Raw genomic sequence first — 12,441 nt, forward strand, 5'->3', positions numbered from 1 at the left:
AACGAGTTGGAGCAGTCAACCCACGTGGGTCGCTCCTCAACTCGGCATTAGCCGTTTGTAAGTCAAATGTACCGTATATTCAAAGATAACAAATAACTAAGTATTTATATTGAGCAAGTATAAAAATGAACAGTCAAGTTGGTATCATTTCAAATTGGAACGATGAAAAAGGTTTTGGTTTCATAACATCAAAAACATGTGGAAACTCAATATTTATCCATATCAATGAATATAGCAAAAAGCATAAAAGACCAACTAACGGTTTAAATGTTCAGTATTCAGTATCGAAAGATAATAAAGGGCGTAAGTGTGCTGTCAATGTTTACCCAGTTGAAGGACATAAGAAGAATAATACCTTGATAAAAGAAAAGACGTTTGCAACTTTTTTTACATTGAGTTTTACATGCATTCTCTATTTCCTTCATCGCTCCAAATTCATGGCTATCGAAGTGATTTATTTATATAGTTTTATGAGTCTTGTTGCCTTTTTAATGTATGCTAAAGATAAAAAAGCTGCGAAATTTGACAAATGGCGGACAGCGGAAAGCACATTGCATTTAGTGGCTTTAACTGGAGGGTGGCCAGGTGCGGCTATTGCCCAAAGTTATCTGAGACATAAATCAAAAAAGATTTCATTTAAAATCAAATATTGGATAACAATAGCTATTAATTGCAGCGTCTTGTGGTGGGTAAATACTCATCAAGGAAAATTATGGTTTGACTCAATGATTGAAGAATTAAAATATGCGATTGGCAATGTTTTGGGCGAACATTCATACTTGTTGAGCAGTTCATCTTTGCATGATATATTCTTAAATCTGAAAAAAGCTTTAAATTTGTAATAATTGAGGATTTTGATGAGAATGTGTTTGAAAATTCAACTCCGTAATTATTAAAAGAGTATGCCTTCTCATAGTAATCAAGTCTTAAAAAGAATCGGCTAACATTTCGGTCAACCTGACCGCGTGAACGGGAGTCGTTTTCCGCGAAGGCTATTGGCGCGGCAGGTTACCTCGGCGTTAAGTGCGCCTGCGGCGCACTTAATGCCGAGTTGAAAATGGGTTTGACGCACGCCGCAGCGCACTTAACAACGAGTTGGAGCAGTCAACCCACGTGGGTCGCTCCTCAACTCGGCATTATCACATTTGCTAAACTTTAGTTACATAGTCACGACAAAGGTGATGGAATCTTATGAAGACCAACGAAATATTTGAAAATTTAGTCAAAATTGAGCCAAAAGTTGTCTCAATCGAAACGCTATTTAACAATGAAGATACTTTAAAAAATACAAAGTATGCTCCAGATTACCAACGAAATTATGTTTGGGATGATGATAAAGCGACATATTTTATAGAAAGTATATTGTTGGGAACGGAAATTCCACCAATTATTTATTTCAGAAATGGCGACAAAATTGAAGTAATTGATGGAAGGCAAAGATACGAAACTATACTTAGATTTTTAAATAATGGTTTCAAGTTGAAGCCTTCAGGTCTTCATAAATTGGACAAAATTGGAATTACAAAGAAATATTTTAAAGATATTGGTGAGTTGCGAGATGACTTTTGGGATACAAAATTAAGAATTATTGAATTCAGCTTTCATACAAAATCTTCATCTGACCAGAAGATGGAAGAAATGGAGGACATAGTTAAGAAAGAGATATTTAAACGCTATAATTCAGGGATTACGCCATTAAAAGCAACTGAAATTGATAAGGCAAAATATTTTGATGATGATTTAAATACATTCATCCAAGAAAAGTTAAAGAAGGATAGAGTCCTTTTGGGAGAAATAAAAGATCTGTTTTACTTTGAAAAAAGTAGTATTGAAGTATTGCTAAAAAAAATTCGACAATTACTCGTTCAACACAAAATTCCAATTAAATATTATTCCGTCAAAAAAGATATCGTAATATCTAAGTACTATGAAATTCTTTCATCGAAAGTTGATGAGGGTGATTATGATGATATTTTTTCCGGCATTATTAGTAAAATAAATATATTAACACGAGTAAAAAAAGTTTTTTCAGATAACGATTTCTTTTTTAACCGTTTAGTTGCAGAATGTATTTTCTGGGCATTGTCAATTCTTGAAGAAAACGATTATTTATTGAAAAATATTGATAGTAATTTCATTAATAATCTCGCTGCTTATTTTGATGAACAAAAAAGTGTGTTTGAAATGGATAGAAGTTCATTTTCAAAAGAATTGCAAACCAGATATTCTGTTACTGCTGGATATTTTTCTAAAAAGTGTGATGTGTCATTCAGTGATTATCTGATTACCACCACAACATTTAAAAAAGAAAATAAGGAAAAGAAAGAAACAGCTTCCACTGAATCAAAGGAAACTAGTTTCGATGACTTGAGGATTAATAAGCCAGAGCCATCTTCTATTACTATTGTTGATATTTGCCGACAAATGGAAAGGCAACGATTTTTGATACGTCCTCCTTATCAACGAACAGAGGTGAAAAACAGAAATAAATCATCCGCAATAATTGAAAGCATTTTGTTGGGGATAAAATTGCCTCCTATTTTTGTTTATAAGAGAAAAGATGGTGTGTCAGAAGTGTTAGATGGACAACAAAGGTTGCTATCAATATTAGGCTTTTTAAAAAAAGAATATCTTGATGAAAATAATGGAAAACAAAAATCAAATAAAAATGGATATTCTTTGAGTCTTAAAAATGGAATACTTGAAAATTTACATGGGCAAAATGTAGATAAATTACAACCTGAACTGGTAAAGAAAATAAATAACTTTGATTTATGGATTATAGAAATAAACCATAGGTATAATACGGATTTTGAGCCTATTGATTTGTTTCTAAGGCTAAATAGCAAACCCTACCCAATAAAGCCAAATACCTTTGAGATGTGGAATTCTTATATAAACAAAGATATTATTGAAAGGGTTAAATCCATTCTAAAAGACAATGCCGAATGGTTTTACTTTAGAAAGAATAACAAAAGGATGGAAAATGAAAACATTTACATGTCATTGATATACTTACAATATTTCGATTCAAACGAGAAGGTTGGCCACCATCCTCCATTAGAATATTATAAAATCGGAGATAAAATTAATTTTAGGATTCGCTCTAAAACTGAAATTACAACTATTTTAGAAGATCCTCAATGCAAAGAAGGTATTTTGAAGGCTTGTGGGGAATTTAACACAGACTTTATACTAAAGGTAAAAGCTGCTGTTGAAGACAATGAGCCATTAGATTATGAGAGATTATCAAAAAATTTAGAATCGATATTTAATGTTTCTTCGTCAGGTCGTAGAACTCAACAAAGTTTTTACGCACTGTGGCTTTTTATGTCCAAACTTAAGTTGAGTTCTATAAAAGATCACAAATTGCAAATTAGACAAGAATTAAAAAATCTATTTACATCTATGAATAAGATTGAAACTAAAGAGTTGTTTGCTGATAATATCAACATTTTCTGGAAAAAATACAACAACTGAACCGATGAAGAAAAATTTTTTCGAGTATAACCCATTAGGACTGGATGACATTTCTACATTATGGAATCAGGCTATCTTTGTGTTTGATACTAATGTTTTGCTTAACCTCTATCGATATTCAAGAGAAACATCTAATAAATTTGTTCAAATAATCTCGGACCTAAGTGATAGAATATGGATTCCGTATCAAGTTGGTTTTGAATTTAATGAGAATCGCTTAGTTGCTATAACAGACCAAATTGATAGTTATTCAACTTTCGAGAAAAAGCTCAATGAATTATCTTCTGAAATTGAAAACAAGAATAGAAACCCATTTTTCACCAGTGATTTGACTGACAAGTTTATATCGTTAAAGTCTGAATTTACCACTGAAATAGAGTCCAAATCTGAAGAGTATCGGCAAAGTTTGCTTCATGACAAATTACTTGAAACCATCAATGAAATATTCAATGGTAAAGTTGGTTCATATTACGAGGTTTCAGAACTATCTAAAATATATGAAGAAGGGGAGAAACGGTACAAAAAGAAGATACCACCTGGATATTGCGATGCCCATAAACCCGACCAACAAAAATACGGAGACTTCATAATTTGGAAACAGATATTAGAGAAATCCAAAAGTTCTGACGTTGATATCATTTTTGTGCTTGATGATAATAAAAAAGATTGGTGGTTAACGCATAAGGGTAAAACAATTTCTCCTCGACCAGAACTTTTAAAGGAGTTTCGACAAGCTACCTCTAGAAATATTCATTTTTATAAACCATTTCAGTTTTTACAATATTCTAATGATTTTTTGAACAGTTCCGTTAATCTTGAAACAATTGAAGAAGTTAAAAGCTACAAAAAAAGTATAATCCAATCCACAAATGCTACTCAGATCAAATTTATTTTAAAAGGGACTGTGGGAAATATACAATTGCTATTGGATGACCTAAAAAGTTCAGGGTATAGTTGCTATAACAAAGAAACTGGTGATGAACACCACTGTATTTTTGTGTACTTGAGTAATATTCCCGACTTGGAAAGAAGGTTAAAAGAGAAATATATTAAGAGGTTAACTGACTACAGTCTAGTTCTGCTTGATATAGAAACTGTTCATTGATTTTATATTGCTCAACATTATTAGATTATCACATTGTAACAGTTTGAAGAGGATTTACCGGTAACATGATGTTAAGATATAAATATTGTAACGCACAAATTTACTTAAAATGCGGCGGGGTATGCGAGGTATAATTAAGAATTTCTTTAAAAAGGCAAATTTGCAACTTAAGATTTTTTGATTTATACCACTTTTCTTATATAAATTCAATAAGTTAAGGCGTTATATCGTCTTGTCACAAAATTTAAAAAAGTATTACAATTACTATATTTGATCAACATAATACTAAATTCCAACAATAACATTCTGCGGTCACCGGGTGTTCCCATGCAGGCATACCCGGTTACACTGGATCGATTTAAATCGCTTCTCTCCGAGCAGGCGCACCTGCTGAACTCAGGCAAATGATCCATGCGGAAGCAGGCACATAATTTTTTGTGTCTGTTGCAGAATTTTGCTTACACCGACAAAACCTTTTTAAGGTCTATGCCGTATTTTTTCATGCGGTTCCAGACGGTTACCCTGTTGATATTAAGAAGTTTTGCAGCCTTTGACTGGTTGCCATTTGTTTGTTGGAGCGCCTGGATCAACCGGGATTTTTCATCGAGATCCCCCTCTTTAGTCACGGCCTTGACAAGGTGGGGGATTGTTTCTTGGGGTGTACTTATTTTCTTAGGTAAATGGGACGGCTGAATGACCGGACCTTCCGTGGTCACAAAGGAATATTCCATGGCATTTTTAAGTTCCCTTATATTGCCGGGCCAGTGATATTCCATAAAGGCTTCCATGGCATCATGACTCACTCCGGTAATTGTTTTACCGGTTTTTATATTTAAGCGCTTAATAAAAGAACTGATCAAAAGCGGGATATCTTCTTTACGCTCTCTCAAGGGCGGCAGGTGGATGGGGATGACGTTGATCCTGAAGAGTAGATCCTGTCGGAATTCATTTTTTTCTATCAACTCTTCAAGGTCTCTGTTTGTGGCCGTGATGATTCGAACGTCAACCTTGATTGATGAAATATCTCCCACCCTCTCAAACTGACCGGACTCAAGGACCCTTAATAATTTGGTCTGAATGGATAAGGGGATATCACCGATTTCATCCAGAAAAAAATCTCCATGGTTGGCCGCCTCAAATCGTCCGATACGATTGCTGTGAGCACCGGTGAATGCCCCCTTGGCATGGCCGAACAATTCGCTTTCAAGAACAAATTCATTTAAAGCGGCACAATTGAGTTGAATAAAAGGTTGGTCTTTTCTGGCACCACAGAAATGGATGGCATTTGCCACCAATTCCTTGCCCGTACCACTTTCTCCAAGGATGATAACAGGGGCGTTGCTCTCCGAGGCTTTTCGAATCATATCAAACACATTCTGCATTTCTGGTGAATTGCCCACCATACCCATAAAATCATTTTCCCTGTCATATTGTCTGGAAAGAAGATGGACTTTTTCATCCAGCTTGGTAAGCTCGGAAATATCGGTTAATGTTTCCACAACACCAAGAACTTCATGGTTTTCGTCCCATAGTATGGAGGCATTTTTCAAGACCGGCAAAAAACTTCCGTCCCTGCATTTTAAAAGACAGCGGCATTTTTGCATATCCTCCTGGCCTTTTTCAAACAATTTGCACCATGCCGATGCCTTGCCGGTCTGCATGATCTGTTCACAGGCATCACAACCCAGCTTATCGCAGGACATGCCAATGGCTTGTTTTGATGTATAGCCGGTGAGTCTTTCAAAGGCCTTGTTGACCATTAAAATGGCCCCCTCGGGGCCGATAAACATCAGGCCGTCATTTATCGTATCCACTATTTTTTTCCAGAAAGTGTTCATCTCGTGGTCAGTCATCGGCCCTCTCCTTTATAAAGTGTTTAATCATACAAACACATGTTTAAATATTATGATTACTTAAACATGTATTTAAATACTATCAAATGGGTTAACCGTCAAGTCTTGGCTTTATGTCCAATAAATTGATCAATAAAAACAGATAATTATAAATTATACATTTTTAAGTGATGTCTGGGGCACGCCTATTGCAGTATAACCTCTAAAATTTTATCTTTTAACACTTGGGGCTTGTATGACATCAAAAAACATATTGGATCTTCGGGGTGTGATTTCACCCCTTAATCTACTCAAATGCAAAAGCTGCCTTAAATCCATGGACCAAGGGGCTGTTCTGGAGGTGTTTATTGCGGACAGTGATGTGGTACATAATTTAAGAACAATTGTAAACCGCTCCAATGATAAAATAATTTATACAAAAAAGAGAGTTGATTACATCTGTCTTGGCATAAAAAAAGGGCCAAGAAATTTTAAAGGGTAAATCCAAATGAGGAAAAGCATCCGTTTTCAGTAGATATTCGGGTTGATATTGTAAATGTTTTTACATGGGAGGGAGAATGCAACTTAGTAGACGAAGTTTTTTTAAATTTTTGGGAGCAGCCGGGGCATCTGCCGTAGCGTTGCCCTCATCTGCCAATGCATGGGAGTCAAAGGCACCTCCGGATCCTTACGGATGTCTGGTGGATCTGACCCGGTGTGTTGGATGCCGTAAATGCGAAGAAGCCTGCAGTGCGGTGAACGAATTACCCCCACCCGAAAGGGTCAATTGTCAATGTACCATTTTTGACAAAAAAAGAAGGCCGGACCACAAAGCGTTTACAGTGGTAAACCGATATTTTACAGGAAAATTGGATAGTTTTGACAAACCGCTTCCCACCTATGCCAAGGTTCAGTGCATGCATTGTCAGGATCCGGCCTGTGTATCCGCCTGTATCACCGGGGCAATGCACAAGGATGACACCGGATCCGTCAGATATGACGTGGAAAAATGTATTGGCTGCCGATATTGTATGGTGGCATGTCCATTTGAAATTCCGGCCTATGAATATACCGACCCCATCACACCCAGGGTGATGAAATGTACCTTCTGCTACGACAGGATTTCCAAGGATGGCGGGGTTCCGGGCTGTGCCACCATTTGTCCCACGGAAGCCATCACCTTTGGCAAGCGATCGTCTCTTTTAACGGTGGCCCAAAAAAGGCTCAAGGAAAATCCAGGGGTGTATATAGATCATGTGTACGGAGAAAAAGAGGTGGGGGGAACCTCCTGGCTTTATATTTCCTCTGTGCCCTTTGAACAAGTCAATTTGCCCGTATTATCAGATACACCTGCACCCAAACTTGCCGAAACCATACAGCACTCACTGTTCAGTTATCTATGGTCACCCATAGCCCTCTTCAGCGCCCTGGGAGCGTTCATGTATAAGTCAAACAAAGGGGCGGAAGAACCTAAAAATAAAGGGGGCGCCTGATGGAACATAAAGCAAGTCCTTTAAATAGAAAATTCTGGACACCCGGTGTTCTTGTCATGCTGGTGTTTATGATTGCAGGCGCCGTCGCCATCATTGCAAGATTTACAGGGGGCATCGGTTATGTCGCAAACCTCACCAATGCCAGACCATGGGGGTTATGGGTGGGCGTGGATGTGGCAACAGGTGTCGCCCTTGCTGCCGGCGGGTTCACCACGGCGGCTTTGGCCCACATTGCTGGCAAACATTATTATGAACCCATCACACGGCCGGCACTTTTAACGGCTGTTTTGGGTTACACCTTTGTTGTCTTGGGACTTTTGGTGGATATCGGGCGCTCCTGGGCCATCTGGAAACCCATATTCAACTGGAACACCAATTCAGTGCTTTTTGAAGTGGCCATGTGTGTGATGGTGTATCTCCATGTGCTCTACTTTGAATTTTTCCCCATTGTGGCAGAACAGTTCAAGGACAGGGTCAACCTTCCGGGTATCCTCTCCTCACTCAACGGGCTGGTGGAGTTGATATTGAAAGTAGGTGACGCTGTCATCGGCAAAGTCATGTGGGTATTTATCATCCTTGGGGTTGTTCTTTCCTGCATGCATCAATCCAGCCTGGGGTCTCTCATGCTGGTGGCGCCGACCAAGCTGCATGCGTTATGGTATACGCCGATTTTACCCCTTTTGTTTCTCACCTCGGCCTTTGCCGTGGGGTATCCCATGGTGGTGTTTGAAACAACCCTTGTGACCGCTTCCTTTAAACTGGATCCCGAGATGGACATTCTGGCTCCCTTGACACGAATCACTATTTTTCTGTTGGGAATTTACATGTTTCTCAAACTGGGGGATATGGTTTACAGGGGAACCTATATTTACCTTCTGGACGGAACCTATCAAACCAATTCCTTTATTGTGGAAATGCTTTTCGGCGTAATGGTGCCTTGGGTAATGCTGCTTTTTAACGGGGTCAGAAACTCCAGAAGAGGGGTTTTTATTGCCGCATCTTTGATCGTCTTTGGTGTGGTATTGAACCGGATCAATGTATTCATCGTCGGATATAATCCGCCATTGAGTGAGAATGGATATTTCCCTGCACCCGGAGAAATTCTGGTCACTTTAGGCCTTATCGCAACATTGATGTTTATTTATAGATTTGTTGTGACCTATCTGCCTGTTTTACAGGCACCCAAGGAGGTGTCCCAGTGATAAAGAAAATTATTTGTTTCACTGGTCTGGCAATCCTGACCACGGCCCTGTGTATGGCAGATGTCTGGAAAGCACCGGATCAGGAAAAAGCAAAGGACAGGGCGAAGGAGGTCGTCCCCTTTATCAAGGAATATAAAGATGACGGCATGATCAATAGACGGATGCATCTGCTGGATGCCGGCATTTCCCTGGATGATGTTCAAGACACCTATTTTTTGCTGGACAGTCCCATTATTAAAAACCGCGAAGACCATTACGGGCCTGTTAGATTTTCCCATAAACGACATGCCAATTTAACCAAGGGTTGCAGCAAGTGCCATCATTACAGGCCAAAGGATAAAGCGGAATTGGAAACAACCCGGTGCTCGGCCTGCCATCAGGATTCATTTAACCCTGATCATCCCGAACGGATCGGCCTTAAAGCAGCCTATCATCAGCAATGTATAGCGTGTCACAAAGATGAAGCCAAGGGACCTGTGAGTTGCAAGGGGTGTCATTTGCAGAATGTTCCCGATCATAGTAAATTGGTTAAACTGCCGGATAACCCAGATGCATTTCAGGTAACAGCCGAATGTCTGCGCTGTCATGATACCCAGGCGGAGGATATGCTGACCACCGCCCACTGGCTGTGGAAGGGTCCATCTCCCTATACAACCGGGCATAGAAAGGACATCATGCACGGCAAGGGCACCACGGTCGTAAACAACTATTGCATCGGAACCAAAAGTAATGAGGCGCGTTGCACAAGTTGTCATGCAGGCTATGGTTGGAAAGATGATAGTTTTGATTTCACCGATAAAACGAAAATGGATTGTCTGGTTTGCCATGATACAACCGGTACCTATAAAAAACCAGGACCGGCAGCTGGAATTCCGGCAAAAGATATTGATCTCAAATTAATTGCCGAAAATGTGGGGCATTCAAGCCGTGCCACCTGCGGTGCCTGTCATTTTAATGGTGGCGGTGGAGATGCCATCAAGCATGCGGATCTGTCCAGGCAGCTTCTTGAGCCCAGCAGAAACTGCGACATTCACATGGGTGGATATGATTTCACCTGTACCGAATGTCATGAAACAAGAAACCACAAGATTGCGGGCAGAAGCTCATCCGTACCGGTAGCTGAGGGTGAGGTAAGCTGTCAGCAATGCCATTCGGAAGACCCCCATTATTGCGGTAGCGTTTTAGATCACCATTTAAACAACCATGCTAAAACCCTTGACTGCAACGTCTGCCATTCTCCGGTTTTTGCAAAATGCAAACCCACCAAGACCTGGTGGGACTGGTCAAAGGCCGGAGACAAAAACCGTAAGCCTAAAAAAGATAAATACGGCAAGCCGGATTATAACAAGAAAAAGGGTGAGTTTTTATGGAGCGAATCTGTGGTACCGACCTACACCTGGGATTCAGGCTATATGAAAAGGGTGCTAATGGGTGATAAAGTTGATATCAATGCTGATGTCATCAAAATCACCGAGCCTGTGGGGTCCATCCATGATCCCGGCTCCAAAATCGTTCCTTTCAAAATAATGAAGGCTATCCAGGCCATTGATGCGGATCATGACTATGTTCTTGTCCCTCATCTTTTCCCGAGAAACAAGGAAGACAGTACCGCATACTGGAAGCACTTTGACTGGGACAAAGCGTTCCAGGACGGTATGAAAGCAGCTGGTCTTGACTACAGCGGGTCATACAAATGGAAGGAAACCTGGATGTATTGGCGCCTGGACCATGAGGTCATGCCCAAGGAAATGGCCTTATCCTGTGTTCAGTGCCATGACAGCCTTAAAGGGGATAAAACCTGTAATCGCTGCCACCAGGACAACAGGGACATTGATTTTAAAAAGGTGGCCCATAAGGGTACAGACTTTTCCTTTATGAAATCCCAGGGACGGGATGTGGAAGAGTTGATCAATAAAACCGACTATATCAATTTTAAGGCCCTGGGATACAAAGGAGATCCCATTATCCATGGCGGTCGTTTCAAAAAACTGCCCATGGGGTATGAAAAACATGAATAATTAATTTGTTCGTTGTGCTGAAAGGCCTGGTGGTCCCCATATGCGATTTGAGAGATACGCCAGGCCTTTTTTTCGATATTAAAGGACTTCTCTCCGAGCAGGTGCACCTGTTGAACCCAGGCAAATGATCCATCCGAGAACAGGCGCATAATTTTTTGTGTCATCAGTGCCCGCAGGCAGAAGCCATACGATCAGTACCTTTCTATTTATGGTTTTTGGGTGGTGCATTGAGCTCTTTCGGTGTCGCCATGTTCTATTACCTGACACCTAAAATGGGTGTGGGGCCCATGATGTCTTATGCGCTGACCGCTCAACTTCTGATTGCGATAACAGCCAGTCACTTTGGCTGATTTGACTTACCGGTCAGGTCTGTTAACCTTGTCAGATTTGCCGGCATGGCGGCTATGATTACCGGAATTTTATTAGTCAACTGGGAATAACAGTGAAACGTGGAGGAGTGTTATGGATATAGAAATTAAATCGGATTGTTCTGGAGTAGATTGGAAGCTTGTATCAGATACACTGAAAAATGTCGGAATGGGGTATTATGATCCCGATCTGCATAAAAAGGCTTTTGAAAACAGTTATGTCACTGTTTTTGTATATCATGACAATAACATGATCGGCTTCGGAAGAGCCATTTCTGACGGAGCTTATCAGGCAGCTATTTATGATGTGGCTGTTAATCCTGATTTTCAGAAAAAAGGTCTTGGAAATACAATTATAAAAAACATTATGACACGACTGCCTGAATGCAGTATAATTCTGTATGCCTCCCCCGGAAAAGAAGGCTTTTATCTTAAAAACGGTTTCAGAAAAATGAAAACAGGCATGGCTCAGTTTATTAACGCTGAAAAAATGGCGGAGAACGGTTTCACGGAGTAAAGCAACATCAATTTTTATGTTCAATGATAAGATGTTGACTGCACAAGTTCAGGTTGTACAAAAAGAATTTTTAAAAAACAACATTCAGCATATCGGGATAGGACTCCGCATCACTGAGGAGCCCTCCCACACCACCCGGCATACGGATCGCGTACCAAGGCGGTTCGGCTGATGTGAGCATATCGGATGTGAGTTATCCCTCCGATACGCCGGGCTTTTGGAAGAAAGACGCTGCCTGCATTTCAGCGACCGCTGCTATATGCGGGCAAGTACACTCTCCTTACTCACCACTAACCATTTACCCGTACCCATCGGTCCGGGCACCGTTCAGGCCTTCACCGGGGTGAGTCCTCCGTGTAGTATTTCAACACGGCTCGTTTCCTCCGGCTACTATGCCCTCTGCTGACTTCTTCCATGCGGTCAAAG

General features: G+C 40.2%; 10 protein-coding genes. 9 read left to right on the forward strand and 1 reads right to left on the reverse strand.

Going from position 1 to position 12,441, the window contains the following annotated elements; translation table 11 throughout:
- The first annotated feature begins 125 nt into the window (after positions 1 to 125).
- From ACYQ2M_RS23715 to ACYQ2M_RS23725, 3 genes are all read left to right on the forward strand, one after another.
- Positions 126 to 842: a DUF1294 domain-containing protein gene (locus tag ACYQ2M_RS23715; protein WP_459918877.1), complete on the forward strand. Its 717-nt coding sequence runs from the start codon at positions 126 to 128 to the stop codon at positions 840 to 842.
- A gap of 349 nt (positions 843 to 1,191) precedes the next feature.
- On the forward strand, positions 1,192 to 3,480 hold the full coding sequence (locus ACYQ2M_RS23720) for a GmrSD restriction endonuclease domain-containing protein (protein ID WP_459918878.1): 2,289 nt from the start codon (positions 1,192 to 1,194) through the stop codon (positions 3,478 to 3,480).
- A complete protein-coding gene (locus ACYQ2M_RS23725) occupies positions 3,437 to 4,585 on the forward strand; it encodes a PIN domain-containing protein (protein ID WP_459918879.1) in 1,149 nt (382 codons plus the stop codon). Before ACYQ2M_RS23720 ends, ACYQ2M_RS23725 begins: the two co-directional genes overlap by 44 nt.
- A 458-nt stretch (positions 4,586 to 5,043) precedes the next feature.
- Here ACYQ2M_RS23725 and ACYQ2M_RS23730 read toward each other — a convergent pair whose 3' ends face one another.
- On the reverse strand, positions 5,044 to 6,438 hold the full coding sequence (locus tag ACYQ2M_RS23730; protein ID WP_459918880.1) for a sigma-54 interaction domain-containing protein: 1,395 nt from the start codon (positions 6,436 to 6,438) through the stop codon (positions 5,044 to 5,046).
- 235 nt (positions 6,439 to 6,673) lie between these two features.
- On the opposite strand from ACYQ2M_RS23730, the gene ACYQ2M_RS23735 reads away from it, so the two are divergent.
- From ACYQ2M_RS23735 to ACYQ2M_RS23760, 6 genes are all read left to right on the forward strand, one after another.
- Complete coding sequence (locus tag ACYQ2M_RS23735) at positions 6,674 to 6,919, forward strand: sulfurtransferase TusA family protein (protein WP_459918881.1); 246 nt, start codon at positions 6,674 to 6,676, stop codon at positions 6,917 to 6,919.
- A 76-nt stretch (positions 6,920 to 6,995) separates the two neighbouring features.
- Positions 6,996 to 7,910 (forward strand): hydrogenase 2 operon protein HybA, encoded by a 915-nt coding sequence (hybA, locus tag ACYQ2M_RS23740; RefSeq protein WP_459918882.1) that lies wholly within the window; start codon positions 6,996 to 6,998, stop codon positions 7,908 to 7,910.
- Positions 7,910 to 9,112, forward strand: coding sequence for an NrfD/PsrC family molybdoenzyme membrane anchor subunit (nrfD, locus tag ACYQ2M_RS23745; RefSeq protein WP_459918883.1), 1,203 nt, complete (start codon positions 7,910 to 7,912; stop codon positions 9,110 to 9,112). Before hybA ends, nrfD begins: the two co-directional genes overlap by 1 nt.
- A 53-nt stretch (positions 9,113 to 9,165) precedes the next feature.
- On the forward strand, positions 9,166 to 11,130 hold the full coding sequence (locus ACYQ2M_RS23750; protein WP_459918886.1) for a tetrathionate reductase family octaheme c-type cytochrome: 1,965 nt from the start codon (positions 9,166 to 9,168) through the stop codon (positions 11,128 to 11,130).
- Positions 11,131 to 11,285: 155 nt separating this feature from the next.
- Positions 11,286 to 11,480, forward strand: a complete 195-nt coding sequence (locus ACYQ2M_RS23755) for a DMT family transporter (RefSeq protein WP_459918884.1) — start codon at positions 11,286 to 11,288, stop codon at positions 11,478 to 11,480.
- Between the two features lie 112 nt (positions 11,481 to 11,592).
- Positions 11,593 to 12,015: a GNAT family N-acetyltransferase gene (locus tag ACYQ2M_RS23760; protein ID WP_459918885.1), complete on the forward strand. Its 423-nt coding sequence runs from the start codon at positions 11,593 to 11,595 to the stop codon at positions 12,013 to 12,015.
- Positions 12,016 to 12,441: the final 426 nt, after the last annotated feature.

The organism is Desulfocicer niacini (genome assembly GCF_054657595.1).